Origin of the sequence: Streptomyces sp. NPDC056987 (assembly GCF_042673865.1) — a bacterium.
GTDB lineage: Bacteria > Actinomycetota > Actinomycetes > Streptomycetales > Streptomycetaceae > Streptomyces.
Window position 1 is genome coordinate 206,544 of record NZ_JBHURV010000001.1, and the last position, 25,498, is coordinate 232,041.

Annotated in this window: 25 protein-coding genes and 1 pseudogene; 12 read left to right on the forward strand and 14 right to left on the reverse strand. The window is 70.4% G+C overall.

Going from position 1 to position 25,498, the window contains the following annotated elements; all coding sequences use genetic code 11:
* Nucleotides 1-104: 104 nt before the first annotated feature.
* Nucleotides 105-791 carry a pentapeptide repeat-containing protein gene (locus ACFTZC_RS00820; RefSeq protein ID WP_382885502.1) on the forward strand — a complete coding sequence of 229 codons (687 nt, stop codon included), beginning with the start codon at nucleotides 105-107 and terminating at the stop codon, nucleotides 789-791.
* 4 nt (nucleotides 792-795) lie between these two features.
* On the opposite strand, the gene ACFTZC_RS00825 is transcribed toward ACFTZC_RS00820, so the two are convergent.
* The 3 genes from ACFTZC_RS00825 to ACFTZC_RS00835 form a co-directional block, all read right to left on the reverse strand.
* On the reverse strand, nucleotides 796-1,653 hold the full coding sequence (locus tag ACFTZC_RS00825; protein ID WP_382885991.1) for an aKG-HExxH-type peptide beta-hydroxylase: 858 nt from the start codon (nucleotides 1,651-1,653) through the stop codon (nucleotides 796-798).
* 110 nt (nucleotides 1,654-1,763) lie between these two features.
* Nucleotides 1,764-1,925 (reverse strand): hypothetical protein, encoded by a 162-nt coding sequence (locus ACFTZC_RS00830; protein ID WP_382885504.1) that lies wholly within the window; start codon nucleotides 1,923-1,925, stop codon nucleotides 1,764-1,766.
* Nucleotides 1,926-2,226: 301 nt separating this feature from the next.
* Complete coding sequence (locus ACFTZC_RS00835; RefSeq protein WP_382885506.1) at nucleotides 2,227-2,481, reverse strand: hypothetical protein; 255 nt, start codon at nucleotides 2,479-2,481, stop codon at nucleotides 2,227-2,229.
* A gap of 183 nt (nucleotides 2,482-2,664) precedes the next feature.
* Between ACFTZC_RS00835 and ACFTZC_RS00840 the strand changes: the two genes are divergently transcribed.
* The 5 genes from ACFTZC_RS00840 to ACFTZC_RS00860 all read left to right on the forward strand — a co-directional run bounded on the left by ACFTZC_RS00840 (nucleotide 2,665) and on the right by ACFTZC_RS00860 (nucleotide 5,635).
* Nucleotides 2,665-3,072: a hypothetical protein gene (locus ACFTZC_RS00840; RefSeq protein ID WP_382885508.1), complete on the forward strand. Its 408-nt coding sequence runs from the start codon at nucleotides 2,665-2,667 to the stop codon at nucleotides 3,070-3,072.
* Entirely contained in the window at nucleotides 3,044-3,568 is a 525-nt protein-coding gene (locus ACFTZC_RS00845) for a DUF6879 family protein (protein WP_382885510.1), read from the forward strand. Before ACFTZC_RS00840 ends, ACFTZC_RS00845 begins: the two co-directional genes overlap by 29 nt.
* 7 nt (nucleotides 3,569-3,575) lie before the next feature.
* Complete coding sequence (locus ACFTZC_RS00850; protein WP_382885512.1) at nucleotides 3,576-4,430, forward strand: helix-turn-helix domain-containing protein; 855 nt, start codon at nucleotides 3,576-3,578, stop codon at nucleotides 4,428-4,430.
* Nucleotides 4,431-4,442: 12 nt separating this feature from the next.
* The gene (locus tag ACFTZC_RS00855) at nucleotides 4,443-4,628 is read left to right on the forward strand and encodes a DUF397 domain-containing protein (RefSeq protein ID WP_382885513.1); all 186 of its coding nucleotides are present in this window, start codon (nucleotides 4,443-4,445) and stop codon (nucleotides 4,626-4,628) included.
* A gap of 593 nt (nucleotides 4,629-5,221) precedes the next feature.
* Complete coding sequence (locus ACFTZC_RS00860) at nucleotides 5,222-5,635, forward strand: helix-turn-helix transcriptional regulator (RefSeq protein WP_382885514.1); 414 nt, start codon at nucleotides 5,222-5,224, stop codon at nucleotides 5,633-5,635.
* Between the two features lie 337 nt (nucleotides 5,636-5,972).
* Here the strand turns inward: ACFTZC_RS00860 and ACFTZC_RS00865 are convergent, their stop codons facing one another.
* Nucleotides 5,973-7,001, reverse strand: a complete 1,029-nt coding sequence (locus tag ACFTZC_RS00865; RefSeq protein ID WP_382885516.1) for a LacI family DNA-binding transcriptional regulator — start codon at nucleotides 6,999-7,001, stop codon at nucleotides 5,973-5,975.
* Between the two features lie 214 nt (nucleotides 7,002-7,215).
* Here ACFTZC_RS00865 and ACFTZC_RS00870 point away from each other — a divergent pair, with 214 nt between their 5' ends.
* The gene (locus ACFTZC_RS00870; RefSeq protein WP_382885517.1) at nucleotides 7,216-8,490 is read left to right on the forward strand and encodes a VWA domain-containing protein; all 1,275 of its coding nucleotides are present in this window, start codon (nucleotides 7,216-7,218) and stop codon (nucleotides 8,488-8,490) included.
* Nucleotides 8,490-9,356: a hypothetical protein gene (locus tag ACFTZC_RS00875; RefSeq protein WP_382885519.1), complete on the forward strand. Its 867-nt coding sequence runs from the start codon at nucleotides 8,490-8,492 to the stop codon at nucleotides 9,354-9,356. The genes ACFTZC_RS00870 and ACFTZC_RS00875 overlap by 1 nt, the downstream gene beginning before the upstream one ends.
* Nucleotides 9,357-9,447: 91 nt before the next feature.
* Here ACFTZC_RS00875 and ACFTZC_RS00880 read toward each other — a convergent pair whose 3' ends face one another.
* From ACFTZC_RS00880 to ACFTZC_RS00895, 4 genes are read right to left on the reverse strand one after another with little or no spacing between them, the layout of a single operon-like run.
* Nucleotides 9,448-10,212 carry an SDR family NAD(P)-dependent oxidoreductase gene (locus ACFTZC_RS00880; protein WP_382885520.1) on the reverse strand — a complete coding sequence of 255 codons (765 nt, stop codon included), beginning with the start codon at nucleotides 10,210-10,212 and terminating at the stop codon, nucleotides 9,448-9,450.
* Nucleotides 10,209-11,198, reverse strand: coding sequence for an ornithine carbamoyltransferase (locus ACFTZC_RS00885; RefSeq protein ID WP_382885521.1), 990 nt, complete (start codon nucleotides 11,196-11,198; stop codon nucleotides 10,209-10,211). The genes ACFTZC_RS00880 and ACFTZC_RS00885 overlap by 4 nt, the downstream gene beginning before the upstream one ends.
* Nucleotides 11,195-12,529, reverse strand: coding sequence for an APC family permease (locus ACFTZC_RS00890; protein ID WP_382885523.1), 1,335 nt, complete (start codon nucleotides 12,527-12,529; stop codon nucleotides 11,195-11,197). Before ACFTZC_RS00890 ends, ACFTZC_RS00885 begins: the two co-directional genes overlap by 4 nt.
* Nucleotides 12,526-13,293 (reverse strand): ArpA protein, encoded by a 768-nt coding sequence (locus ACFTZC_RS00895; protein ID WP_382885525.1) that lies wholly within the window; start codon nucleotides 13,291-13,293, stop codon nucleotides 12,526-12,528. The genes ACFTZC_RS00890 and ACFTZC_RS00895 overlap by 4 nt, the downstream gene beginning before the upstream one ends.
* A 426-nt stretch (nucleotides 13,294-13,719) precedes the next feature.
* On the opposite strand from ACFTZC_RS00895, the gene ACFTZC_RS00900 reads away from it, so the two are divergent.
* Nucleotides 13,720-14,757, forward strand: a complete 1,038-nt coding sequence (locus tag ACFTZC_RS00900) for a helix-turn-helix domain-containing protein (protein WP_382885527.1) — start codon at nucleotides 13,720-13,722, stop codon at nucleotides 14,755-14,757.
* 532 nt (nucleotides 14,758-15,289) lie between these two features.
* Here ACFTZC_RS00900 and ACFTZC_RS00905 read toward each other — a convergent pair.
* Nucleotides 15,290-16,138: a response regulator transcription factor gene (locus ACFTZC_RS00905; RefSeq protein WP_382885528.1), complete on the reverse strand. Its 849-nt coding sequence runs from the start codon at nucleotides 16,136-16,138 to the stop codon at nucleotides 15,290-15,292.
* Nucleotides 16,139-16,240: 102 nt separating this feature from the next.
* On the opposite strand from ACFTZC_RS00905, the gene ACFTZC_RS00910 reads away from it, so the two are divergent.
* Both ACFTZC_RS00910 and ACFTZC_RS00915 read left to right on the forward strand, forming a co-directional pair.
* Nucleotides 16,241-18,028 carry an AMP-binding protein gene (locus ACFTZC_RS00910; RefSeq protein ID WP_382885530.1) on the forward strand — a complete coding sequence of 596 codons (1,788 nt, stop codon included), beginning with the start codon at nucleotides 16,241-16,243 and terminating at the stop codon, nucleotides 18,026-18,028.
* A complete protein-coding gene (locus tag ACFTZC_RS00915; protein ID WP_382885532.1) occupies nucleotides 18,025-19,707 on the forward strand; it encodes an AMP-binding protein in 1,683 nt (560 codons plus the stop codon). Before ACFTZC_RS00910 ends, ACFTZC_RS00915 begins: the two co-directional genes overlap by 4 nt.
* A gap of 29 nt (nucleotides 19,708-19,736) precedes the next feature.
* Here the strand turns inward: ACFTZC_RS00915 and ACFTZC_RS00920 are convergent, their stop codons facing one another.
* The 3 genes from ACFTZC_RS00920 to ACFTZC_RS00930 all read right to left on the reverse strand — a co-directional run bounded on the left by ACFTZC_RS00920 (nucleotide 19,737) and on the right by ACFTZC_RS00930 (nucleotide 22,553).
* Nucleotides 19,737-20,552 carry a hypothetical protein gene (locus tag ACFTZC_RS00920; protein WP_382885534.1) on the reverse strand — a complete coding sequence of 272 codons (816 nt, stop codon included), beginning with the start codon at nucleotides 20,550-20,552 and terminating at the stop codon, nucleotides 19,737-19,739.
* A gap of 215 nt (nucleotides 20,553-20,767) precedes the next feature.
* Nucleotides 20,768-21,658, reverse strand: a complete 891-nt coding sequence (locus tag ACFTZC_RS00925; protein WP_382885536.1) for a 2-hydroxy-3-oxopropionate reductase — start codon at nucleotides 21,656-21,658, stop codon at nucleotides 20,768-20,770.
* 52 nt (nucleotides 21,659-21,710) lie between these two features.
* Nucleotides 21,711-22,553: a TIM barrel protein gene (locus tag ACFTZC_RS00930; protein WP_382885538.1), complete on the reverse strand. Its 843-nt coding sequence runs from the start codon at nucleotides 22,551-22,553 to the stop codon at nucleotides 21,711-21,713.
* A gap of 130 nt (nucleotides 22,554-22,683) precedes the next feature.
* Here ACFTZC_RS00930 and ACFTZC_RS00935 point away from each other — a divergent pair, with 130 nt between their 5' ends.
* Nucleotides 22,684-23,184, forward strand: coding sequence for an Lrp/AsnC family transcriptional regulator (locus ACFTZC_RS00935; protein WP_382885540.1), 501 nt, complete (start codon nucleotides 22,684-22,686; stop codon nucleotides 23,182-23,184).
* A gap of 22 nt (nucleotides 23,185-23,206) precedes the next feature.
* Here ACFTZC_RS00935 and pcaD read toward each other — a convergent pair.
* Nucleotides 23,207-23,944, reverse strand: a pseudogene (pcaD, locus tag ACFTZC_RS00940) (3-oxoadipate enol-lactonase); the annotation flags it as partial.
* Between the two features lie 44 nt (nucleotides 23,945-23,988).
* Complete coding sequence (locus ACFTZC_RS00945) at nucleotides 23,989-25,428, reverse strand: lyase family protein (RefSeq protein ID WP_382885992.1); 1,440 nt, start codon at nucleotides 25,426-25,428, stop codon at nucleotides 23,989-23,991.
* Nucleotides 25,429-25,498: the final 70 nt, after the last annotated feature.

Genomic DNA, 25,498 nt, shown 5'->3' on the forward strand with positions numbered 1-25,498 from the left:
TGTCGGATTCAGATTCACTCCGAAGTGGATCGACTGGCGATAGTGGACAGCCTTTTCCCTTAGACTGTGCTGCGTCTCAGGAACCCCGAGAATGGATTAATCGCATGGCTCAGATCGCTCAAAAGGGTGCGAGGAAGGCGAGAGTCAAGAACCCCGCAGCGCCCAAGCTTTCGGCGAATCCACGATTGGCGGAGATGCCCCGTGACAAATTCGAACACGATGCAGTCATCAGGGGGGTGAGGTACGACGGGACCAGCTTCGTCGGTCTCTCGGTCGAAGCCCTCGAAGCCGAGGGATGCAGCTTCGAAAACGTGCGCTTCACTGGCACTGACCTGCGGCAAACCCAGTTCAGCGACTCGCGGTTCGAGACCTGCGACTTTGCTCAACTGGTCACGCAGGACGTCTCGCTCATCCGCTGTCACGTCACCGGCAGCCGCATCACCGGGGCATCATGGAAGTCTGGAACATTCCGTGACGTGCGCATCGAAGGGTGTCAAATCAGCCCTGCAATGTACCGGCATATGAAGCTCTACAGCGTCGTATTTAGCGATTGCAAAATGATCGGAGCTGACTTTCAGGCAGCCGAAATGCACAACGTGCGCTTCGAAAACTGCGACCTCACCGGAGCGCAGTTCGCAAACGCAAAAATGGGCGTCGTCCGCTTCGAGAATTGCACCCTCATCGACGTAGGCGGCGGCGCCAGTCTCAAGGGGGCGACGGTGCAAGGCCCAGGGGCGATGGAGCTGGCTCTGAGCCTTGCCCGCGAAGCGGGAATCCTGTTCGAGCCGTAGACCGTCAGGCAGTGATCGGCAGGTAGCCCGCGTACTCCGGACTGGAGATCGCGCGGGCTACCACCTCGAAGTCGATGCTCTCGCCGAAGGCGCACAGCTCGTCGAGCAACATCCGCCCGTACGCGGTGAAGTGCTCGCGCTGCCGATTCAGGTCCACGCACGCGTCCCGGAGCGAGGCCGTGTAGAGGTCAACGAGGGTCGTCCTGCCCTGGTGATGTTCCATGAACATCAGGGGCACGGTCACGATGGCGGCGTGGAACGCCTTGTCGAGTGGCCGACGCCGGCCGATCTTCACCGCCGACAGGGCGCGGTACTGGTCCGCATCGAGTTCACGCGAGGACAGGGTGAAGGTCCCGTAGACCATGTCGCCCACGAAGAGGTTCAGGTGCATCGCCTCGTGGACGAGACACATGGCGTAGTCGAGGACACCCCACTTCTCGCCAGGGCTCATGATCACGACGCCTGGGAGCCGTGAGGCAGAGCCGCCACCGTCCGCCCCGCTGTTGAGGATGACGAGGTCCGTGACGAGGAGGTCGACCATCAGGTGGAGACCGGGGTCGATCTCCTGGATCAGCGCGAGGGCTTCGGCGACGTTGTCGTCCCACGCTTCACGGGCCGGCCCGTCTGTGGGGCCGGCCCCCTTGAAGATGTGCTCGAAGATGCGGTTGGCGGTGCAGAACTCCGCCCAGGCCCCGCCCTCGTACGTGATGTCGAGACCTGCGGGGGCGGCTGCCATGGGACGCATGGTCGGGTTGGAGATGGCTGCGCGATAGGCCCCGGACATGCCCTCGGTGGTGGGGTACTCGCCCGTGTGCGCGTGGACGAGCCGAGCCATGCTCTCGTAGATGTGGCCGATGTTCATGAAGTGCACGAGGATCGCTCCTTCTTTGCATCCAGGCGTGGGCCCGGAACCGGACTGCTCCGGGCCCACTGAGGGGAAACCGTGTCAGCGCTTGAGCGCTTGAGGAGTGGTCAGGAGGTCCAGCCGCCCATCATGCAGCTGTTCTCGTCCTCGTGGGCGCGCTGGACGTTCGCGGCCACGGTGGCGACGACGGTCGGCGAGTCCTGGGCGACCGCCGAGACCAATTCCTTGAGTACGCTCAGGATGGCGATCTGGTCATCCGACTTGATCATGGTGTTCCTCCATCTCATGGGTGGGTGGTGCACTTGCTGACCCGTCCGGCTGCCGACCGTGCCAGGCTGGGCAGGCGGACGGGGACTGAGGGGCGCAGCATCCTCCGTGTCGAAGGCGATAGCCGACTGAGGAGCGCCGTGTGCTTCCGAGAGGCCGCTGATCGTGGCGGCGGGGACACCGATCCCCAGGAATGCCAGGGCTGTGATGGGCCGCCGAACATCCAGGCGGATCGGGGTGTCGCGAGGCTTTGCGCGGGCGCCGCTCGTCTGACGTTCCCGGCCTCGGGCAAGTTGGCACCCCTTACACCGCCTCGATCTCGTCGGGGTGCGTGGTCCACGCCACCCCACCGCCGAGGGGAGCAAGCCACGCCACCGGGTCCCCCTTCGGGACGAAAGGAACGAGGGTTGCCTTGTCCACGGCCGGCGCGAAGGCCCGCAGGACGCCAATCACGTCGTCGTGGCCGTGGTCAACGACCTGGTGGCCGAGCAGCGGGTGATCGAAGTGCGCCAGCCCTAGGCTCTTCGAGCCCTTGGTGTCCATGCTGCCGTCAGCCATCGGTGGCTCCTCGCCAGTTCTCGCCGTCTCACGTGGATGCGAAGACGAACGTAGAACTGTGCTTCCCCACCCTCCAAGGAGATTGCGCCAGTTTGCAGGAAGGCGATTGACCTCAGCTGGACAGGAGGTCGACCATCGATGCGTCGGGCAAACCTAAGCAAGGCAGCGGACGGGAGAACGACCATGAAGTTAAGGTTCCTTGGTAAGAACTCCACTCCCGGAGACAGCCCCACTCTGTACGCCAGCGACCAGGGCAGCTATGTCGTCCAGGGGTGGAAGGTTCTGGCGAACGATCTGCTCATGCAGCTCAATGTCCCCGTCGGCCACACGGTCGTCGAGGTTCCGATCGAGCTCTTCGAGCACCTGACCAAAGACGGCTTGCCGTCCGGCGAGATCAAGAGGTTCGAGGCTCCGATCATGCTCGTCACGGAACAGGGTACGTGCATCGTGCAGGGTCCGGAGATGCGTGACGCCGAGGCCCTGAGCCAGATGCGCTTGCCCGACTATGAGGACTGCATCGAGGTACCAATGTCCTCGATCACGGCCCTACTGGAGGAGAACAGTGGACCTGATCACCAGCGCCCAGCGTGACGAGCTGTTCAACAGCTTCGAGCGCAGTGCCTTCCATCTTGAGCTGAGGGACGACTACGGGTCGCCTGTCGAGGACACGCCGTACGCCCGGTGGCAGAGGGGCGAGCCTGACGATTACGCGTGGCTCGACCCGTGGATGACGCTCATGAAGCGGGTGACCGGCGAGGGCAAGACGGTGCGGCGGGTCCGCGTGGTCACTGAGCCGCACTCTCAGTACGTGGGGTGGGAGAACTCGCTCACTCACCTCAACCTGGCGGCCGGCGAGGACATCAGGTGGTTCCCGCGACAGCAGCTCCCGGGCGGGATCACCTTTCCCGTATCCGGCAACGACTGGTGGCTCTTCGATGACTGCCTCCTGGCCGTGGGCCACTTCGACGAGGTAGGGCGCGTCCTCGGGTCGGAGCTGATCGAAGATCCCAAGATCGTGGCCGAGTGCATCCGAGTCCGGGACCTGCTCTGGGCCTCCGCCATCCAGCACACCGAGTACAAGCCCTGACCCACCAGTGAGCAACCAAGCACAGGAAGCCCGGGCAGCGTTGGGTGCCCGGTTGAGGGGATTCCGCAAGAATGCGGGGTTCTCCAGCGGCCGGGCATTCGCTGCTGCCACCGGGTGGCAGGAGTCGAAGGTCTCCCGAATCGAGAACGGCAAGCAGGCTGCCAGCGAAGCTGACATACGCACCTGGTGTGAGAGGACGAACGCACAGGAGCAGGTTGCCGACCTGATTGCCACGGTCCGTCACATCGACGAACTGTGGCTGGAGTGGCGCCGACAGTTCCAGGACGGTGCTGAGAAGCGCCAGGCCAAGGCTCTGCCGGTCTACTCCAAGACCAAGGTCTTCCGGATCTGGCACCCCACCCTCATCTGGGGGACTCTCCAGACCGCGGAGTACGCCGCGGAGACGTTCAAGCAGGTCATCGAGTTCTTCGAGATCCCCGACGATGCCGAAGTGGCCACGGCCAAGCGGCTCGAACGACAGAGGTACCTGACCCAGGGCAACCGCATTTTCAACGTCCTGCTCGCCGAGCAGGCCCTGTACTCCAACTTCGGCGGTCCGGAGGTGATGAGAGGACAGCTGGACCGCCTGCTAGCGGTCATAGGGCTACCACGGCTCAGCCTGGGCTTCATCCCTCGGTCCGCTCCACTGAGCATCTGGCCCGGCAACTCCTTTTCCATGTTCGACGACAAGCTTGTCCTCGTCGAGACCTACTCTGCCGAGTTCTCCGTGACTCAACCTCGGGAGATCGAGCTATACGGGAAGGCTTTCGCCACCCTGAAGCGATCAGCGGTGTACGGAAAGGCCGCGAGAGACCTGATCGTGAACGCCAGCCACCACTTTGAGCAGATGAAATCCGTTTAGAGAGGGAAATTCATGGCGGAAATTCCGAACTGGCGCACGAGCACGTACACGAAGAGTGATTCTTGCGTGGAAATCGCGGATAACGACCCTACCGTGGTCAAGGTCCGGGACACGAAGGGCCGGAACCTGGGAACGCTCTATGTTCCGCCCACTGCCTGGGCAGAGTTCGTGGAATTCAGCAAGGCCGTCAAGCTCTAACTATTCCTCCGTCGGATCCTCTCTCGGGACGGAGCGGCATGGGTGCGCTCCGGGCCACACCACGTATTGGCATCGATTTTTTCCCAAGTGCAGAGTCGTGCGGAGCCGGACCGATCGGATTGGCACGCAGCCGGTCGGTGCAGTGTCGGATCAGGATATTTTCTGTCCCGGAGCGCAGTGCGACGGGCGTGTTTCCCGGACTGTCGGCGGACCTCTTCGCCTACCTTCGGTCGGGCGGTGCATGGGAAAGGGAATTTTCCTCCTGGGAAGAAGTCTGGCGTCGCGTATGCGGCGCCAGAAAGCTGGCGGTGCGGAACCAGCCGAGTGAGCCGTGTCCCGTGTGTGCGGGACCAGCACGCAGCCGAGCGGCCTGACACATCTCGGCCCAGGTCGAGGGCGGTTGGCGAGTTCACGACTCCCTACGGTGATTGTCCCGTCACGCGGATAGCGTGACGGGGCGGACGCACGTACCTGTACGAGGTGTACGGGGCGGGTGCGCCGTTGTACGGGTCGCGGGGCGTGACCCGGCCCGGTGTCCCACGTTGGGAACGTGAACACCATTCGCACATCGATACGTTGGGGTGTGAGGGCGCATGAGGAGCAACGGCAGCCGCCAGAAGAAGCAACGACCGCAGGCCGACGACCGGCCCGGCATCCGGGTCGGCTACGGCAAGTTGGTCAAGCTCTTCCGCGGGCGGGCGGGGCTGACACAGCAGGAACTCGCGGACGCGGTCGGGTACTCGTACGAGCAGGTGGCGTCGATCGAGCAGGGGCGGCGGCCTGCGAAGTCGGCGTTCACCGGCGCTGCGGACGAGGAACTGAACACCGGTGGCGCGCTGACCGTGTTGCAGGACGAGGTCGATCTGGCGCGACTGCCCGCGTTCTTCCAGAACTTTGCGTTGATCGAGTTGGAGGCCGTCAGCCTCTTCTGGTACGGCGGATACGTCATGCCTGAGCGGCGGGACGGGGCACGTTCGTCGGGTTCGCGAGCGGTCGGGAAGGCATAGGCGCCTGACATCGCCGCGGGCGTACCGAGGCGCGCCCTCCCGGTACGGCTCGCGCCGGCCCGTCGGGCGCCGTTCCGTTCCGCGTCCCCCACGGATGCGGGACGGAACGGCGCCGGGCCCCGCCTGGTGGGCAGGGACGCGCCCCCGCGCCGGGTTACGGCAGTCCGAGCGGGGCGGCGATGGAAGGAACCGCCTCTTCCAGTTTGGGAGCGCTCCCATGAGCCTTGTCGAGGCGTCGGCCGTTGTCAAGACCGTTGCTGGGACGCGGGGTTGGGTCCTGGCCGCTGCCGGCCGGTGCGCGGGGCGGCGGATTGCCGGGGTGCCGCCGCCCGGCGGGTCACCCCGAGGTCCGCCGCACCAGTTCGGTGCGGAGCACCACGTGCTGCCAGGCGGCCGAGGAGTCGTTGATCATCTCCAGCAGCACCCGGGCCATCGTGCGGCCCATCTCCTCCACCGGCTGCCGTACGGAGGTCAGTTGGGGGTCGGTGTGGCGGGCGATGGGGGAGTCGTCGAACCCCACCACGGCCACGTCCTCGGGGACTCTGCGGCCCACCGCGCGCAGCGCGTGCAGGGCGCCCACCGCCATCACGTCGGAGGCCGCGAAGACCGCGTCGATGCCGGGGTTCCTGGCCAGCAGCTCGGTCATCGCGCGGCGTCCGCTCTCCTCCGTGAAGTCGCCGTGCGCGATCCACGTGGGACCGGGGCCGCCGCCCGACGTGTCCCGTACGGCCTCCTCGTACCCCCGGAGCCGGCACTGTGCCACGTACATGTCCAACGGCCCGGTGATCGTGCCGATCGCGCGCCGTCCGGACTCCCAGAGGTGGCGCACGGCGGCGCGGGCGCCGCCCACGTTGTCCGAGTCGACGTACGACACGGACTCCTCGCCGGAGCGCCGGCCGCTCAGGACCGTCGGCATCTCCATCTCCGCGAGGAGGTCGGGCAGCGGGTCGTCGCCGTGCACGGAGACCAGCAGGACGCCGTCGATCCGGCGGGCCCGCGCGTACTGGAGGAAGCGCTGCCGCTCGCTCTCGGTGCGGACGAGCGTGAGCAGCAGCTGGAGATCGGTGTCGGCCAGTCCGTCGCCCACGCCGTGCACGATGTCGGAGAAGTACGGCTCGGCGAAGAACCGCTTCTCCGTCTCCGGTATGACCAGCGCGACCGCGTCCGTACGGCTGCCCGCGAGCGCGCGGGCGGCGCGGTTGGGTATGTAGCCCAGCTGGGCGATCGCCTGCTCGACGAGGTGCCGGGTGGTGTCCTTCACGCGGGGTGAGTTGTTGATGACGCGGGAGACCGTGCCCCGGCCGACGCCGGCGAGCGCGGCGACCTCCTCCAGGGTGGGCTGGCCCGTGCGTGCCTTCGTCACCATCGTGCGACCTCCAGTCAGCCTGAACCCGGCCTGATCGGTGCGCAGGGCACGGGCTTCGGCCATCCAATCACTGGGAGCGCTCCCATGCACGAAATCACCCTGAGGGGTATACCCCGTGGCCCGAGAGACACCGGTCCGTCATCTCCCGGAAAACGGCTGACGGTCCGTCAGTTTCCGTTTGTCCCCCCGGGTGCACTATCACTATCATCCGGCGATGATCATAAGTAAACGGTCGGCAGCCGCCGTGTGCGGTCTGGTGGCCACCCTGGCCGTAGGACTCTTTCCTCCCGCCGCTGCCGCCGCCGATGAACCCACCGGCCAGCCGGCGCCGAAGGTCGATCTCGTCCTCGACGTCAGCGGCTCGATGCGGACCCGTGACATCGACGGCCAGTCCCGGATGGCGGCTGCGAAACAAGCGTTCAACGAGGTGCTCGACGCCGTTCCGCAGGAGGTGGAGCTGGGCATCCGGACGCTCGGCGCCAACTACCCCGGGAAGGACACCAAGGTCGGCTGCAAGGACACCGAGCAGCTCTACCCCGTGGGGCCGCTGGACCGTACGGAGGCGAAGACCGCGGTCGCCACCCTCGCCCCCACCGGCTGGACGCCCATCGGCCCGGCCCTCCTCGGCGCCGCCCAGGACCTCGAAGGGGACGACGAGGCCACCCGCCGTATCGTTCTGATCACCGACGGCGAGGACACCTGCGCGCCGCTCGACCCCTGCGAGGTCGCGCGCGAGATCGCCGCAAAGGGCATCCACCTCACCATCGACACCCTGGGGCTGGTCCCCGACGACAAGACCCGCCGCCAGCTCACCTGCATCGCCGAGGCCACCGGCGGCACCTTCACTTCCGTCCAGCACACCGACGAACTCTCGCGCCGCGTCACGCAGTTGGTCGACCGCGCCGCCGACCCGGTCGTCACACCCGTCGAGACCGAGGGCGCCGCGCGCTGCGCCGACGCCCCGACGATCAAGCCCGGCCTCTACAGCGACCGCGAGACGTTCTCCGAGCACCGCTGGTACCGGGTGGACGTCCTCCCCGGCCAGGAGCTGCGCGCCTCGGTGAGCATCGCCGCCGACCGCGCCGTCAACCAGGACTACGGCGTGCTGCTGCGCGCGGTCACCGTCCACGGCCGGGAGATCGTCCGCGGCTCGGAAGCGGGCGACGGACGTACGGACGTGATCTCGGCCGGGCTGCGCTACCCGAAGCCTGAGACCGACGACGACGCCGACGACGAGAAGCCGGCCGCCGAGGCGGTCTGCCTCCAGGTCAGCAACGCGTTCTCCGCGCCCGCCTCCGTCAAGACCACCCCGGGCCTGCCCGTCGAGCTGACCGTCGACCTCGTCGACGCGCCCGACGCCGCGTCCGACGTCGCCTCCTTCGGCCTCGGCCACGGCTGGTGGCTGCTCGGAGTCCTGGCGCTCACCGGTCTGCTCGCCGGACTGCTCTGGGGCTGGATCTCGCGCCTTCGTATCGTCTGGAGCAACTGATGCGTATCGCCGGTCTGTTCACACACGCCAAGGCCGTACGGTCCGTGGTCGCCGGGTCCGTGCTCGCGGGCACGCTGCTCCTCGGCACGGCGGGCGCCGCCGTCGCCGAGGACAGCCCCACGCCCTCCGCCGAGGCCACCGACTCCGACGACTCCGAGGGCGGGCAGGCACCCACCGAGGCCGGTACGTCGTTCCGTACGGCCACCGCCTTCCGCCCGGGACAGACGGCGACGGCGGACGGCTCCTCGGGTGACTACCTCTACTGGGTCTTCCCCGTGGACACCGGCCAGCGCGCCACCGTCACCGCCAAGGTCACGCTCCCCGAGTCCGCCGCCGCGCGGAAGGGCGCGGCCACCTGGCAGGTGGACGTCTACGACGGTCTGCGCCGCCGCCAGCCGTGCATGTACGGCGCCCAGACGAAGGCGCTCGCGGCCGCCGCGGACACGGTCGAGCTGCGCTGCGTGCTCCGTACCGTACGGGCGTGGGCCGAGCCGTGGTCCAACGATCCGCTGCCCGGCAGCTACTACGTACGGCTCACCGTCCGGAACGCCGACGAGAAGGACCTCGGGCTGCCGGTACGGGCCGAGATCAAGGCCGAGACCCCCGACCAGGGCGGCGCCCACGCGGTCGACGGCAAGCTCGCCGTACCGTTGACGCCCGGCCGCACCACCGTCTCGCAGGCGGGCGGCGGCGCCTCGGCCGAGGGCGCGCAGCTCGCCGCCTCGGGCGTCGAGCCGGAGGACGGCTGGTCCTCCGGCCGGTGGTCGAACCGCTGGCTGTGGACGGTCGCCGGAGGCGTGCTCGGCGCGCTCGCGGGCATCGCCGGCTACACCCTGGCGCGCCCCGCGCGCCGTCCGGCCGCGTAGCGCGCGCGGCGCCGGACGAGTACCGGGCGGGCAGACTCCGGCGACATCGGAGTCTGCCCGCGCACGTCGTCCCCGCCGCCCCTCGGTCGGCTCAGACGGTGCCCCCGCCGTCGACCGTGAGTACCGTGCCGGTGATGAAGTCCGCCTCCGGGCCCGCCAGGAAGGCGACGGCGGCGGCGATGTCCTCGGGGGTGCCGATCCTGCCCAGGGGCCGGTCGGCGGCCTCCGCGAGGAAGTCCGCCTCGGATTGGCCGAGTTGCTGTGCCTCGCGGGCGAGCATGGGGGTGCGGGTGTCTCCGGGGGCGACGCAGTTGACCCGGATCCCCGCGGGGCTGTGGTCCAGGGCCATGGCCTGGGTCAGCATGACGACACCGGCCTTGGCCGTGCAGTACGCGGCGGCCTTCTCGCCCGCGCGCAGGCCCCAGCCGGAGGCGACGGTGACGATACGGCCGCGCCCGGCCTGTTCCATACGGGGAATGACGGCGCGGCAGACCAGGAACACGGAGTCCACGTTGTCCGCCAGCGTGCCGCGCCAGGAGTCGAGGGACAGGTCGGTGACGGTGCCGCGCCGAATGCTGCCGGCGACGCAGCACACATCGGTGATGTCGCCCAGGGTGCCCGTGACCTCCTTCACCATGTCCGTGACGGCGCTCTCGTCCGAGAGGTCGCACAGGAACGGGGCGGCGTGCCCGCCCGTCGCGCGGATCCCCGCGGACACCGCCTCGGCCGTGGCGTCCCGGTCGACGACGGCCACGGCCGCGCCTTCCTCCGCCAGCCGCCGGGCGACGGCCGAGCCGATTCCGCCGCCGCCCCCGGTGACCAGGGCCACGCGCCCGGCCGTCCGCCCGGCGGTCATCGCCGGTCTCCCGTGAGCGTGCCGTCGAACAACTGGGTGAGCAGGGCCTTCTGCGTGTGCAGCCGGTTCTCGGCCTGCTGGAAGATCCTGGACCTCGGACCGTCCTTGACCTCGGCGTCCACCTCCTCGCCCCGCGTGGTGGGCATGCAGTCGAGGAACACCGCCTCGCGCCCCGCCCGTTCCATCAGCGGGGCGGTGACGCGCCACCGGTCGGCGAGGCGGGTCCTGGCCCGGAGTTCGTCCTGGCCGGTGAGGGTCGGTGACTTCCAGCTCAGCGTGTAGACGGCCGCCGCGCCCCGGACGGCCTCTTCGAGGTCCTCGGTCAGCGTGATGTCGGCGCCGGTACGGGCGGCGATGGCGCGGGCGGACCGGGTCACCCGCTCGGCGGGCGCGAAGCCGGGTGGGTGCGCGACGGTCACGCGGTGTCCCAGCAGCGCCGCGGCCATCAGGGAGGAGTGCAGGACCCCCGGCGTCTTCTGCCGGGGGGAGTAGGACCAGACGTACACGACCCGCCGGGCCGGTGCCTCCGCTCCGAACAGCTCCCGCAGGGTCAGCAGGTCGGCGAGGACCTGGCAGGGGTGTTCCTCGTCGTCCAGGGCGTTGATGACGGGAATCGTCGCGAGGCCGGCCATCGTGCGCAGGCGCTCGTGTCCCGCGCCGGGCTCGTTCATGTCGTACCAGCGCACCACGAGCGCGTCGAGGTAGCGGTTCAGTACGCCGATGGTGTCCTCGACGGACTCCCGGTTGGCCAGGCGCAGTTCCTCCACCCCGTACGGAAAACTGTCGGCGCCGAGCTGGGCGGCGGCGACCTGGAAGGAGACCCTCGTCCGGGTCGAAGGCACGTTGAAGAGGAGTCCGACGCAGCGTCCGGCCAGCGGGGCGCCCGTGTCCTCCCCTCGCTTCATCGCCTCGGCGAGGTCGAGGAGCGAGCGCATCTCCCCGGCGGAGAGATCCTGCATACGTAGGAGATGTCGCGCGACGGTCATGTGCGTGTCCCTCTCTCTGCGGATGGGCCGGACGGCGTGCGCATCAGGCTTTCGACGGCGAGCGCGACGAGCAGCATCGCCAGGGCGACGGCGAGGCTGAACCCGAAGAACGGCAACATGGCGAGGGTGGCCACGATGAGGGTCACGTTCAGCCGGGCGACACCGCCGCGTGGCAGCAGCCGCGTCGCGGCGAAGAAGGCCATGAGGAAGATGAGCAGATACGTCGCCGACGACGCCTTGATCAGGGTCGCCTCGCCGGCGTCGGCGAGCAGCAGGAGCACCACCGGCACGGCGTAGCCGGGTACCAGCGCGAGGACGGCGCGCGCCGGGACGCCCTGGTGGGCGGAGAGCCGGCTGAGGCCGGCCGGCAGGAGGCCGTCCCGGGCGAGCGCGAAGACGACCCGTGAGGTGCCGAGACACCAGGCGTTCATCGTCAGGAACAGCAGCACTCCGGCGATGAGGCATCCGACGTGGCGCAGGCCGGGGCCGGCGCCGGTGGCGGCTTGGAGGAGCTGCACGAACGCCATCAGGTCCGAGCGGTCGCCGCCGGTGTCGGGAAGGGCCACGGCGACGGTGAGCGCCATGGCGAAATAGAGGAGACCGACGCAGCTGACGGCGACGAGGATGCCGCGCGGGAAGCTGCGCGCCGGGTCGATGACCTCCTCTGCCACGGGGGCGGCGTTCTCCCATCCGATGAACCCGAAGAAGCAGATGAGCAGAGCGGTGCCGAGCGAGCCCCAGCCGTGCGGCGCGAACGGCGCGAGGCGGGTGAACTCACCCTGGGGGAGGGCCAGGCATATCACCACGACGAGCAGCAGGGTCACGGCACCCAGCACCACCAGTTGGAGCCGCGTGCTCACCCTGATGCCCAGCAGGTTGACCGCGACGCAGCAGGCGATGACCGCGGCGCCCGCGAGCAGGGCCATCCGGTTGGACGCGGCGGGGTCCACCGCCGCCAGCAGGTACCGGCCGGCCGCGAGGCCCAGTACGGGGTTGCCGGCGAGCAGAGTGATGAGGAGGAAGACGGCGGCGACGCGGCCCGCGCGGGGACCGAAGGCCGCCTCCACGAACTGGGCGACGCCTTTGCTGGTGGGGTGGCGTACGGAGAGCTTCGCGAAGATCAGCGCGAAGGGGTAGCTGTAGAGGATCAGAAAGCCCCAGGCGACGAGGGACAGCGGGCCCGCGGCGCTCCAGGCGAGAGCGGGGATGAGTAGCACGCCGGCGCCCATCACCGAGGTGACGTAGTGGACGACGAGCCCTGAGGTGCCGATCCGGCGCCGTAGTCGAGGCGGCCGGGACGCGTCCGGCCGGGCCCCCTTGACTGCCGTCACGCGGTCTGTCCTTCGGGCGCCTTCCAGAGGCTGTCCATGGTCTCGTGGCTGATCGTCCGGCACAGATCGGCCCGGGACGCGTACCCCATGTTGATGATCAGCCGTCGGCCCTGGGTCAGCGGGTAGACGCGGTGCAGTGTGGTGTCGGTGCGCAACACGTACAGGTCTCCGGGGCGCAGTGCGAAGGAGTGGATGGGCTGCTCGATGAACTGCCGGTGGAGTTGCGGGTCGTCCTTGTTCCAGTGGGTGCGGGGCACGCACTGGACGAATCCGCCGTGCTCCACGGGCGGACAGGCCACGACCCAGACGACCGCGAAGCTGTAGTCGTCCCAGTGCCACCCGTGGGTGTCACCGGACTGCCGCAGTTCGGTGATGACGTACTGCTCGGGTTCGTACGGGCACTCGAACACCGGCTCGCCCGCGATTCTGCTCAACGCCTCCCGGAAATCGGTGGATCGGTACACCGCCGGGATGACGGATCCGTGCTCGCTTATTTCCCGATGGCGGACATTGCGCATCAGCCGGGGCGTGCCCCCGGTCTCCTTGAAGCTCATTTCGCGCCGCACGCCGTGAGTGGCGATGAGCGTCTCGATTTCTCCGGCGATCGCGTTCTTCGTGTCTTCGGGTGCGAGGAAAGGAACCTTGGCGAATCCGTGCGTGAGGAAATCGCGACGCGACCGCGCCCACTGCTCTTCCTCGATACCGTTGATCAGATGTTCCGACAGGGACCGGATGAGGCCCCGGGCCCGCTCGTCCGGTCCCATGGCGGCTCCCCGTAAAGGTCGTTGGCGGGAGAATGGCTGACCTTGTTGCTTGAAGCGGCTCGAAGTAGCTCGAATACAAGAGCTTACAAGGGGCGGGCTCGGTGGCCAAGACGGTTCTTTGTGTGACGGGGTGAATCAAGCCAGCCGACGGTGCGCGTCGAATGCATTTTAATCGAACAATCTTTTCTCATTCGGAATTCTGTTTAGGAGAGGTGGTATGCCTGGGAAATTGGCCTGGGGGAGCCGCCCGTGCGGGAGAGGGGGCACAGGTCACCTTCGGTCATGTCACAACCTGCGAGGGCCGTCCCGTCCACGTAGGCGTAACCGCCTGACAACTCCGAAGGAGTGCACCGTGGAAGCCTGGGAACGTCGTGGCCGCCCGAACCGCGGGCCGTGTGGTCGAGCCCCGCACGAGAGGGGGCGGCGGTGATCGAGACGGTGTTCCGGACCGAGGGCGTGCCTGCGGGGGAACGGTTCGGGTACTGGCGTGAGTGCATGACCCGGCTGCTGTGCCCCATGGACATGGACACGGACGCGGACGCGGACAGCGACGACGTCATGCCGTTCCACGCGGAGACGCGCCTCCTCCAGCTCGGCTCCCTCTCGATCTGGCCGGGAGCCATGCGGCAGCCGATGCGCTGCCGGCGGACTCCCTGGCTGATCCGGCAGTCCGATCCGGAGAACTACCACCTCTCCCTGCCGATGAACGGTTCGATGGCCGTCTCACAAGCCGGGCGCGAGGCCGTGCACGGCGCCAACGAGATGTATGTCGTCGACACCTCACAACCCTATGAATGCCGTGTGTTCGACGGACCCCTTCGCGGCGTGGGGCTCGAAGTGCCCAAGTCGCTCGTGCCGCTGCCCGCGGGCGCCGTCGGCCGACTGCTGACCCGGCGGCTGTCGGCCCAGGACGGGATGGGTGCGCTGCTCGGCGGATTCCTGACCCGACTGGCCGAGGACAGTGACGCGTACAAGGCCGCCGATGAACAGCGGCTGGAGACGATCCTGATCGATCTGTTCACCGCCACGCTGGCGTCTCACCTCGACGCGGACGACGACCTGCCGCCCGAGACCCACCACCGGAGCCTGCCACTGCGCATCCGGACCTTCATCCAGCACCATCTGCACGACCCGGATCTCACCCCCGGCGCGATCGCCGCCGCGCACCACATCTCGACCAGCCACCTGCACGCCCTCTTCCGCGACCAGGACCTCACCGTCTCGGCCTGGATCCGCCACCAGCGACTGGAACACGCCCGCCGCGACCTGGCCGACCGCGTCCAGTACGCGGCCCCGGTCCACCGCATCGCCGCCCGCTGGGGCTTCACCCACCACGCGGCCTTCACCCGCGCCTTCACCGCCGCATACGGCCTCTCACCCCGCGACTACCGTCACCAGGCCCACGGGACACGCTCCTCGGCGACGGGCCCGGCGGAGCTGCGACTGCTCGGGACCGCGATATAGACGCATCGTCAAGCAGTGTGGTCCCTACGCCAAAGACGCTCCGGCGACACCCCGGCACGATCGATCCCGTCACCATCACACGCCTCCGGGGAAACGCCCGGAGCACACAAGGGGGAAGCATGAAGATGAAACGAGCGCTGGTCGCTCTGGCGATGACCGTGGGAGCCGTGGGAGTGCCCATGGCGACGGCCACCTTGGCACACGCCACGCAGAGCCAGTGCACGAACTACCTCACGAGCAAGGGCTACTTGGTCGGACCCAAGCTTCGGCAGGCATGCGGCTACGGCACGGTGCTCGGTGGTCCCAGCCCCAGCTGTATCGCGATTCTGCTGAACACCAGGGTAGTGGCCCCTTCCCATGCTCAGGCCGCCTGCAGCCGCGCGTAAGGGGTTTCGTCCCAGGCGCGCTGTCGCGGACAACGCTCACGGCTGGTCGCTCCGCCGTCAGGTCACGCAGGTCGCGCAACGAGCCCCCGGGGACACACCCCCCGGGGGCTCGTCCCGGCGGACGCGGTCCCGCGGCCCCGCCGCCGCTACGGCAGCAGCCCCGCCCGGCGCGCCGCCACCACCGCCTCCAGCCGGGTGTGTGTGCCCAGCTTGCGCATCGCCGAGCGCAGATAGCCCTTCACCGTCTCCGGGCGCAGGCCCAGCAGTTCGGCCGCCTTCGCGTTCGTCGAGCCCGCCGCGACACACGCCAGCACGTCCACCTCGCGCGGCGCCAGCGCCGGCGGTTGCCCGGACCGCGTGTCGGCCGGGCCGGCCGCGCCCGCCAGGCGGCCGCAGACGGTGAGTAGTTCCTCGCGCAGCTCCGTGTCGACTATCCGGGGCGCCAGCGCGCGCAGCTCGCTGTGGGCCGCGCGGACCTCCTCCCACGCGTCCGGGCCCGCCGCCGGCTCCCGGGTCACCGCGAGCAGCCGCCGCACCTCGTCCCGTACGACCAGCGCCTGTTCGACGTCGCGGGCGGCGGCCACCGCCGCGTCGAAGGTGCGCTCGCCGATCGGCAGGGCGCTGCGCAGGGCGCCGTACAGGACACCGCGCACCTTCCGGCGTACGACCACGGGTACCGCGAGCACCGAGCGCAGGCCCTCCGCCGCCACCGCCGCGTCGTACTCGTGGCTGATGTGCCGGGCCACCGCGTAGTCCGTCACCGCGCACGGCCGCGACAGCGCGATCGACTTGCCGCCCAGGCCGTTGCCCGAGGAGATCGCCAGGGTGCGCAGCGCGCCCGTCGCCGCGCCGTTCAGCTCGGCGATCCGCAGATGTCCCGACTCGGGCAGGAGCCCGCCGAAGGCGATGGGCAGCCCGGTCGTCCTGCGCAGCCACCCCAGGGCGGCCCGCATCTCCACCGCCTCGGTCACCTCGGGCGTGCCCTCTTCGGCCATGCCTTTTCCTTCCGCCCGCGCCACCACCCCCGTCCGGGGGTGGTGAGACCTGCGTCACTGATTACACGATGTTAGTGAACGGTCCCGCAATGAGGAGGACACATGACGGCACGGACACCGACCAGTCCGAACGGTCCGGGCGGTCCGGCCGGGCACGAGGGCGCCACCGGCGACGAGGCCACCACCGGGCGCGGTGACCCGTCGGCCACCACCGGGACCGAGCGGTTCCGGGCCGCCCGGGACTTCCTCCTCGCCCACCGCGAGGACTACACGGCGGCGTACGAGGGGTTCACCTGGCCGCGCCTCGAACGCTTCAACTGGGCGCTCGACTGGTTCGACCGGATCGCCGAGGGCCCCGACGGGCAGGGCAACGACCGGCTCGCCCTGCACATCGTCGAGGAGGACGGGCGCCGCACCCGCGTGACGTACGCCGAGATGGCGGCCCGTTCCAGCCGCGCCGCGAACTGGCTGCGTGAGCGCGGGGTACGGGCCGGCGACCGTATCGTCGTGATGCTCGGGAACCAGGCCGAGCTGTGGGAGACCGCCCTCGCCGCGATGAAGCTGCGGGCCGTCGTCATCCCCGCCACGCCCCTCCTGGGCACCGTCGACCTGCGGGACCGGATCGAGCGCGGCCGGGCCGCCCATGTGATCGCCCGCACGGAGGACACCGGAAAGTTCGCCGGCATCCCGGGCGACTTCACCCGTATCGCCGTGGGCGGCGCCCCGGCCGGCTGGCACGCGTACGAGGACGCCCGCGACCGGTCCGCCGACTTCGAGCCGGACGGTGTCACCCGTGCGGATGACCCGCTGATGCTCTACTTCACCTCGGGGACCACCGCCCGCCCCAAGCTGGTCGAGCACACCCATGTCTCGTACCCGGTCGGCCATCTCGCGACGATGTACTGGATCGGGCTGCGGCCGGGCGACGTCCACCTCAACATCGCCTCACCGGGCTGGGCGAAGCACGCCTGGTCGAACCTCTTCGCGCCGTGGAACGCCGAGGCGACCGTCTTCGTCCACCACTACACCCGCTTCGACCCGGCGCGGCTGATGGCGGAGATGGACGAGGCGGGCGTGACCAGTTTCTGCGCTCCGCCCACCGTCTGGCGGATGCTGATCCAGGCCGATCTCTCCCTGCTGCGCACCGCGCCGCGCGAGGCCGTCGCGGCGGGCGAACCGCTCAACCCCGAGGTGATCGAGACCGTACGCCGCGAGTGGGGCGTGACGATCAGGGACGGCTTCGGCCAGACCGAGACGGCCGTCCAGGTCGCCAACTCGCCCGGCCAACTGCTCAAGGCGGGCTCCATGGGGCGGCCGACCCCCGGCTTCAAGGTCGAGCTGCTGGACCCGGTCACCGGCGAACCGGGCGTCACCGAGGGCGAGATCTGCCTCGACCTCGCCGCCCGCCCGGTCGGCCTGATGACCGGGTACCACGGCGATCCCGGCCGTACGGCCGAGGCGATGGCGGGCGGCTACTACCGGACCGGCGACATCGGCGCCCGCGACGCCGACGGGTACATCACCTACGTCGGCCGTTCCGACGACGTCTTCAAGTCGTCCGACTACAAGATCTCGCCCTTCGAGCTGGAGAGCGTGCTCCTGGAGCACGAAGCGGTCGCGGAGGCCGCCGTCGTCCCCGCGCCCGACCCGCTGCGGCTGGCCGTGCCCAAGGCGTACGTCGTCCTCGCCGAGGGGTGGCAGCCGGGTCCCGACACGGCCAAGGTGCTCTTCGCCCACTCGCGGGGGCTCCTCGCGCCGTACAAGCGGATCCGCAGGCTGGAGTTCGCAGAGCTGCCCAAGACCGTGTCGGGGAAGATCCGCCGCATCGAGCTGCGCGAGCGGACGGCCGAGGGCTCCGGGGCCGAGTACGACGAGGGGGACCTGAGGTGACCGCGACAACGGGGAGACCGGCGACGACGGAGCCGGTAGCGCTGTCGTACGCGCACGGTACGGGCACGACGGAGCTGCTGGGCGACACCGTCGGCGCCAACCTGGACCGGGCGGTCGCCGCCTTCCCCGACCGCGAGGCGCTGGTCGACGTGGCGTCGGGGCGGCGCTGGACGTACCGGGAGTTCGGCGCCGCGGTCGGAACGCTGGCCAGGGCGCTGCTCGCGCGCGGGGTGGCCAAGGGCGACCGGGTCGGGATCTGGGCCGTCAACTGCCCCGAGTGGGTGTTCGTGCAGTACGCCACGGCGCGGATCGGCGCGATCATGGTCAACATCAACCCGGCCTACCGCGCGCACGAGGTGGAGTTCGTCCTCGGCCAGTCGGGGATCTCGGTGCTGTTCGCGTCCCTCGCCCACCGGGGCAGCGACTACCGCGCCCTGGTCGAGCGGGTACGCGGACGCTGCCCCGGACTGCGTTCCGTGCACTACATCGGGGATCCGACCTGGGACGAACTCCTGCTCCATGCAGGTGAGGTGACGGCGCAGCAACTTGCGGAGCGGGAGGCCGGGCTCTCCTGCGACGACCCGATCAACATCCAGTACACCTCGGGCACCACCGGCTTCCCGAAGGGAGCCACGCTCTCCCACCACAACATCCTCAACAACGGCTATTTCGTGGGGGAGGCGATCGGCTGCACCGAGCGCGACCGGATCTGTCTGCCCGTGCCGTTCTACCACTGCTTCGGCATGGTGATGGGCAATCTCGCCGCCACCTCGCACGGCGCGTGCGTCGTCATCCCCGCGCCGTCGTTCGAGGCCACCGCCACCCTGGACGCGGTCACGCGGGAGCGCTGCACCGCGCTCTACGGCGTGCCCACGATGTTCATAGCCGAGCTGGACCTGCCCGGCTTCGCCGCGTACGACCTCTCCTCCCTGCGCACCGGGATCATGGCGGGGTCGCCCTGCCCGGTCGAGGTGATGAAGCGGGTCGTCGCCGAGATGAACATGCGGGAGGTGGCCATCTGTTACGGCATGACCGAGACCTCACCGGTCTCCCTGGCGACCCGGCGCGACGACGACCTGGAGCGCCGTACGGGCACGGTCGGGCGGGCCCTGCCGCACATCGAGGTGAAGGTGGTCGACCCGGCGACCGGGGTGACACTGCCGCGCGGCGAGCCGGGCGAGCTGTGCACCCGCGGATACAGCGTGATGCTCGGCTACTGGAACGAGCCGGAGCGCACGGCCGAGGTGATCGACGCCGGGCGCTGGATGCACACCGGCGATCTCGCGGTGATCAGGGAGGACGGTTACGCGCAGATCGTCGGCCGGATCAAGGACCTGATCATCAGGGGCGGCGAGAACGTCTACCCCCGCGAGATCGAGGAGTTCCTGTACGGCCACCCCAAGGTCAGCGACATACAGGTGGTCGGGGTCCCCGACGAGAAGTACGGCGAGGAGATCGTGGCCTGCGTGATCCCGCGCGACCCGGCGGACCCGCCGACGCCGGACGAGATCACGGCGTACTGCCGGGAACGGCTCGCGCACTACAAGATCCCGCGCCGGGTGGAGATCGTGGACAGCTTCCCCATGACGGTCAGCGGCAAGGTCAGGAAGGTCGAGCTGCGGGAACGCTTCTCGCCCGGAGCAGGGCGAACCGGGAGGAACCGGGACGACGTGGGGTGAACCGATACGGGCCGGCCGGGTTTCCCCGGTCACGCCCCGGAGGAGACCAGCTCGTCCGCCGGGCCGTTGACCGGTTTCGGGGAGCCCGAGAGGTCCATGACGAAGAGCGGCAGCCCGAGGTCGTCGGCGCGGGCCCGGGCGTCGTCCGCGTACCCCGCCAGGGAGAAGTAGACGCTCACCGCGGACGCGTTGAGTCCGTTGAGCCAGAGGCATTCGACGGAGCGCACGGACGCCGGGCTCATGGTCGGGTCGACCTGGGCGATCACATCGGGGCCGCGCAGATCGATGCCGGAGGCGGACCGCTCGTCCGTCTGGACGACGCTCTTGAACCCCAGCCAGCGCAGGTAGAGCCCGGCCGCGGTCACCGCGTCGTGCGAGGTACGGATCGTCAGCGGGCGGAACGCGGGGCGGGGCGAGGCGGCGGTCCTGGGCAGCGGGATGTGCGCGGGCCGCTCAGGATGTTCGAACCGCTCGGGCCGCCGGGGGAGTTCGGGGCGTTCGGACCGTTCGGGGAGTTCGGGGCGTTCGACCGGAGCGGTCGGCTCGCTCTGTTCACTCCGCTCGGCCGACGGCTCGTCGGCGTACTCGAACCGTACGGGGATCCGCAGCACCGCCCCGCACGCACAGCCCAGTTCGGGCCGTGGCTGGTCGCACGCGCTACCGCACTCCGCGCAGCGGACCGTCACCCACTCGTCCTCCCACGTGCGGCGCGTGACGGGCTCCACCGGTGCGCCCGCGGCGAGCGGCGGGGCCACCGGGGCCCCGCACACGCAGGGGTAGACCGGCGCCGTGAAGGTGTGACCGCCGCCGCAGGACGGACAGCTCACCGGAACGCTCTCACCCATCACGGCCCCCTCTGTTCGATTGCTCTCAGTGTTCCATCGTCCACCAAGAGCGAGGCGACGGGGAGTGGTTCGGCCATCGGATGACGGTTGCCCGGGAGGGTGTCCGGGGTCCGTCGGAGGTGTGCACCGGGCGGCGGCGGTGCCGGGGCGCGACCGTACAGGTGTCGGCGCCGCCGCCGCCCGGCGTTCGAGGGGCCCTTCCGCGGGGCCCTGGGTCAGGCCTGCCGGCCCGCGAGGCGCTCCACTCCGCGCAGCAGCGCGGAGTGGTCGAGCCCCCCGTCGCCCTGCGCGCGCAGCGACGCGACGAGCTGGGCGACGGCGGCCCCCACGGGCAGCGGCGCGCCGACGGCCCGGGCGGCGTCCGTGACGATGCCCATGTCCTTGTGGTGCAGATCGATCCGGAAGCCGGGGGTGAAGTCGCGGTTCAGGAACGCGTTCCGCTTACGGGCCAGCACGGTCGAGCCGGCCAGTCCGCCGCCGAGGACGTCCAGCGCCGCCGGGAGGTCCACGCCGGACTTCTCCAGGAAGACCACCGCCTCGGCGCACGCCTGGATGTTGACCGCCACGATGAGCTGGTTGGCGGCCTTCACCGTCTGGCCCGCGCCGTGCGGCCCGCACAGCACGACGGTCTTTCCCAGTGTCTCCAACAGCGGCCTCGCCTCGTCGAAGACGGCCTGCTCGCCGCCGACCATGATGGACAGGACGGCCTCGACCGCCCCGGCCTCACCGCCGGAGACCGGCGCGTCCAGCACCCGGACGCCCTTGGCCGCCGCGTTCCGCGCCAGCTCCACGGAGGTCCCGGGGGTGATCGAGGACATGTCGATCAGCAGGGCCCCGGGCGCCGCGTGGGCGAGGATGCCGTCGTAACCGTACGCGACCGCCTCGACCTGCGGCGAGGCGGGCACCATCGTGATGATCACGTCGGCGCCCGTCACCGCCTCGGCGACCGATCCGGCCGCGGTGCCGCCGGCCGCGGCCAGCCGGTCCAGCTTCTCCGGCTCCAGGGTGTAGCCGGTCACGGCGTAACCGGCCTTGATCAGATGCTCGGACATGGGGGAGCCCATGATGCCGAGTCCTATCCAGGCGACACGGGGAAGTCCGCTCATGAGGATGCTCCTCTGCTCAGGGGGCTGCTCAAGGGGCTGCTCAAGGGGCTGCTCAGGGGGTGCGCCAGCCGAAGGACTCGGCGCTGGGACGGTCGCCCGGCTTGTACTCCAGGCCGATCCAGCCGGCGTAACCGGCCTTGCGGAGCCGGTCGACCAGCTCCTCCAGCGGCAGCTCCCCGGTGCCCGGCGCGCCGCGCCCGGGGTTGTCCGCGATCTGTACGTGGCCGGTCCGGCCCGCGTACCGGTCGATCGCCGCGGCGAGGTCCTCGCCGTTCATCGACAGGTGGTAGAGGTCCAGCAGGAACGCGGCGTTGCCGAGCCCCGTGGCCTCGTTGACCCGGTCCGCGACCTCCACGGCGGAGGCGGCGCTGACCAGCGGATAGTCCGGGGACTCCGGCCGGTTGAGCGCCTCGATCAGAAGGAGCGCCCCGATGTCGTCGGCGGCGCGGGCGGCCAGGGAGAGGTTCTCCAGGGCCAGGGCGTCCTGGCGGGCCGGGTCCACGCCGGGGACGCGGTTCCCGTACAGCGCGTTGAGCGCCGTGCAGCCGGTGGCGGCGGCGAATTCGGCCGCGACCGCAATATTGGCGCGGAACCGGTCGGACTCCTCGCCGGGTACGGAGAGCGCGCCCCGGTCGGGGCCCGGCAGCAGGCCCGCGTAGAAGTTCAGCCCGACCAGCCGGGTGCCCGCGTCGTCCAGGGCCGTGCGCAGGTCGTCGAGGGCGGCGCGCGGCGGGGTCGGGGTGTCGGTCCACGGCCACCACAGCTCCACCGCGGTGAAACCCGCGGCCGCGGCGGCCGCGGGGCGCTCCAGCAGGGGCAGTTCGGTGAAGAGGATGGACAGATTCACATCGAAGCGCTGCTCTGTGCCGCGCCAGGACGGGGAGACATAGGCCATGGGGAGTCCGACTCTCCTTCCGTATGGTGAAAGTATTTTTCTGCTTGATGGAATGCTGCCCGCTGGGCTTCCGCGCTGTCAAGGAAACCCGCACAGCGAGGGAACCGGTACGGCAAGGACGGAGATCTGGGTGACCTATCAGCAGCCGGTCCTGGACGACCTCGACCGGCAGATCCTCGCCGCGCTCGTCGCCAACGCGCGCACCAGTTTCACGGAGATCGGCCAGTCGGTCGGGCTCTCGGCGCCGGCGGTGAAGCGGCGGGTCGACCGGATGCGCGAGACCGAGGTGATCACCGGCTTCACCACGATCGTGCGCCCGGCCGCCCTCGGCTGGCGCACGGAGGCGTACGTCGAGGTGTTCTGCGACGCCGCGGGCCCGCCCCGGCGCCTCGCCGAGGTCGCGCGCACCTACCCCGAGGTGGTGGCCGCGGTGACCGTGACCGGCGGGGCGGACGCCCTGCTGCACATCAGAGCCGCCGACATCGACCACTTCGAGGAGGTGCTGGAGAGGATCAGGGCCGAGCCGTTCGTCACCCGCACCAACAGCTTCATAGCCCTCACCCATCTGCTCCCCAACAGCCCGGAGGCCGGCAGCCCCGCCACACCGCCCGACGAGACGAACAGCCGCTGAGGACGCCTCATACCCAGCCGGCGCCACCCGCATGGGCGCGGAGCGCGCACGCCACGGGGCCCGGGCGTTCGGCGGGCGCGAGATGTGAGGCACCCGGCAGTTCGAGAAGGGTGGCGCCGGGCACCGCGTCCGTGATCTCCCGGGAGTGCGCGGGCGGGGCCGCCGGGTCCTCGCGGCCCGCGACGACCAGGGTCGGCGCCGTGATGGTGGGCAGGAGGTCGCGGATGTCGTACGCGGCCAGCGCGTCGCAGCAGGCCGCGTACCCGGCGGGGTCGGCCTTCCGCACGTCGTCGACCAGGGCCGGAACGGTGAACCCCGGGGTGAACCAGCGTCCGGGCGCGCTCTCCGCGATCCCGGCCAGCCCCTCCCTGCGCACCAGGGCCGCGCGCTCCCGCCACGCCTCCGGGCCGCCGAAGTGCGCGGAGGAGCAGACCACGGCCAGGCTCGCCAGCCGCTCCGGGGCGTGCGTCGCGAGGTGCAGCCCGACGGCGCCGCCGAGGGAGACCCCGGCGTACGCGAAGCGGTCGAGGCGGAGCGAGTCGGCGAGCGCCAGCACCAGCTCCGCGAGATCGGCGACCGTCGCCCCCGGGCCGATCAGAGACGCCGCGGAACCGCCGTGTCCCGGCAGGTCCCACCGTACGACCCGGTGCGCGACGGTGAGTTCGGGCACGACCGCGTCCCAGAGTGCCAGCGAGGTGCCGAGGGAGGGGCCGAGCAGCAGCGGGGGAGCCGAGGCGGGCCCCTCGGCGCGATGGTGCAGTCCTCCGGCGGCCGCCGCGCCGGTTCCGGTGGTCTCCGAGGTGGTCAACGTCGCTCCAGTGCACGGTCGGTGAGGGCACCGGCGCCGCCGGTGTAACGGGTGGGATCGGTGAGTTCGGTGAGTACGGCCGGATCGAGTCCCCCGAGGGCCGGCTCGTCGGCGAGAACGGTGGCGAGGACCTCGGCGAGGGTGGTGCCCTCGGTATGGGTCCGCCGCGCGGCATCGGTGAGCAGCGCCTTCGCGCGGGACCGGCCCACGAGCGGGGCGAGTTCGGCCGACAGCCGCTCCGAGACGATCAACCCGTGCGTGAGATACAGGTGTTCACGCATCGTTCCGGCGTGGACCCGCAGCCCTTCCGCGAGTTCCGCCGCGTCCCGGGCCGCGCCGCCGGCCAGCCGGAGCAGATCGCGCAGCGGCTCCCACTCGGCGTGCCAGGCGCCGGCGGGCCGTTCGTCCTCGGCGGTCATCGAGCCGAGGAGCGTGGCGGCGAGGGCGGGGGCGCGCCGGGCGGCGGCGGCGATCAGCGTGGCGCGTACGGGGTTCGCCTTGTGCGGCATGGCGGAGGAACCGCCGCCCGCCCCCTCGGACAGCTCACCGATCTCGGTACGGGAGAGCGTGAGCACATCGGCCGCGGGTTTGCCGAGCGCGCCCGCCGTGAAGGCGAGGGCGGCGGCCAGATCCGCGACGGGGGTACGGAGGGTGTGCCAGGGCAACGCCGGTTCCGCCAGGCCGAGTTCACCGGCGAAGACGGCGGGCAACCGCAACGCGGCCTCGGCGGCCCCGGCCGTCCCGGCTCCGGCGGTCCCGGCGGTCCCGGCTCCGGCGGTCCCGGCCCCTGTGGTCCCGATCCCGGCCTCGGCTCCGGCCTCCGTGGCCTCGTCCGCGGCCGGGCCGTACGCCTCGAAGGCGGCCAGCGTGCCCGCCGCGCCGCCGAGTTGGGCGGGGAGCGTGGCGCGCACCGAGCGCAGCCGGTCGCGGGCGTCCAGCACCAGGCTCCGCCAGCCCGCCGCCTTCAGCCCGAAGGTCGTCGGGACCGCGTGCTGGGTCAGCGTGCGGCCCGGCATCACGGTGTCGCGGTGCGTGGCCGCCAGCCGCGCCAGCGCCCGTTCCGTACGGTCCAGATCGGCCAGGACCGGTTCCAGGGTCCGCGCGGCCACCAGCATCGCCGCCGTGTCCAGGATGTCCTGGCTGGTCGCGCCCCGGTGGACGTACGGCGCGAGCGTGGCCGGCAGCGCGGCGGTGAGCCGCGCCACCAGCGGGATCACCGGATTGCCGCCGTCCCGGGCGCGCAGCGCGAGTTCCCGGGCGTCGAAGCGGGCCGCGTCGCACGCCGCGCCGATCGCCCGCGCCGCCTCGGCCGGGGCCAGGCCCAGCGCCGCCTGGGCCCGGGTGAGCGCGGCCTCCGCGTCCAGCATCGCCTGGAGGAACGCGGTGTCACCGGTGGTGGACTCGGCGCGGCAGCCGGCCCGCCCCGGCGCGAGCAGCCCGGCGTCGAGCGGAACGCATTCGGGCGGGCCGGATCCGGGCGGGCCGACGCCGGGCGGGTCGGCGGGG

Excerpts from the sequence above, each read along its gene's own strand:
- ACFTZC_RS00820 (WP_382885502.1), top strand. The coding sequence starts at position 105 with ATGGCTCAGATCGCTCAAAAGGGTGCGAGGAAGGCGAGAGTCAAGAAC.
- ACFTZC_RS00825 (WP_382885991.1), bottom strand. The coding sequence starts at position 1,653 with ATGAACATCGGCCACATCTACGAGAGCATGGCTCGGCTCGTCCACGCG.
- ACFTZC_RS00830 (WP_382885504.1), bottom strand. The coding sequence starts at position 1,925 with ATGATCAAGTCGGATGACCAGATCGCCATCCTGAGCGTACTCAAGGAA.
- ACFTZC_RS00835 (WP_382885506.1), bottom strand. The coding sequence starts at position 2,481 with ATGGCTGACGGCAGCATGGACACCAAGGGCTCGAAGAGCCTAGGGCTG.
- ACFTZC_RS00840 (WP_382885508.1), top strand. The coding sequence starts at position 2,665 with ATGAAGTTAAGGTTCCTTGGTAAGAACTCCACTCCCGGAGACAGCCCC.
- ACFTZC_RS00855 (WP_382885513.1), top strand. The coding sequence starts at position 4,443 with ATGGCGGAAATTCCGAACTGGCGCACGAGCACGTACACGAAGAGTGAT.
- ACFTZC_RS00860 (WP_382885514.1), top strand. The coding sequence starts at position 5,222 with ATGAGGAGCAACGGCAGCCGCCAGAAGAAGCAACGACCGCAGGCCGAC.
- ACFTZC_RS00865 (WP_382885516.1), bottom strand. The coding sequence starts at position 7,001 with ATGGTGACGAAGGCACGCACGGGCCAGCCCACCCTGGAGGAGGTCGCC.
- ACFTZC_RS00870 (WP_382885517.1), top strand. The coding sequence starts at position 7,216 with ATGATCATAAGTAAACGGTCGGCAGCCGCCGTGTGCGGTCTGGTGGCC.
- ACFTZC_RS00875 (WP_382885519.1), top strand. The coding sequence starts at position 8,490 with ATGCGTATCGCCGGTCTGTTCACACACGCCAAGGCCGTACGGTCCGTG.
- ACFTZC_RS00880 (WP_382885520.1), bottom strand. The coding sequence starts at position 10,212 with ATGACCGCCGGGCGGACGGCCGGGCGCGTGGCCCTGGTCACCGGGGGC.
- ACFTZC_RS00885 (WP_382885521.1), bottom strand. The coding sequence starts at position 11,198 with ATGACCGTCGCGCGACATCTCCTACGTATGCAGGATCTCTCCGCCGGG.
- ACFTZC_RS00895 (WP_382885525.1), bottom strand. The coding sequence starts at position 13,293 with ATGGGACCGGACGAGCGGGCCCGGGGCCTCATCCGGTCCCTGTCGGAA.
- ACFTZC_RS00905 (WP_382885528.1), bottom strand. The coding sequence starts at position 16,138 with ATGGCCGAAGAGGGCACGCCCGAGGTGACCGAGGCGGTGGAGATGCGG.
- ACFTZC_RS00910 (WP_382885530.1), top strand. The coding sequence starts at position 16,241 with ATGACGGCACGGACACCGACCAGTCCGAACGGTCCGGGCGGTCCGGCC.
- ACFTZC_RS00920 (WP_382885534.1), bottom strand. The coding sequence starts at position 20,552 with ATGGGTGAGAGCGTTCCGGTGAGCTGTCCGTCCTGCGGCGGCGGTCAC.
- ACFTZC_RS00925 (WP_382885536.1), bottom strand. The coding sequence starts at position 21,658 with ATGAGCGGACTTCCCCGTGTCGCCTGGATAGGACTCGGCATCATGGGC.
- ACFTZC_RS00930 (WP_382885538.1), bottom strand. The coding sequence starts at position 22,553 with ATGGCCTATGTCTCCCCGTCCTGGCGCGGCACAGAGCAGCGCTTCGAT.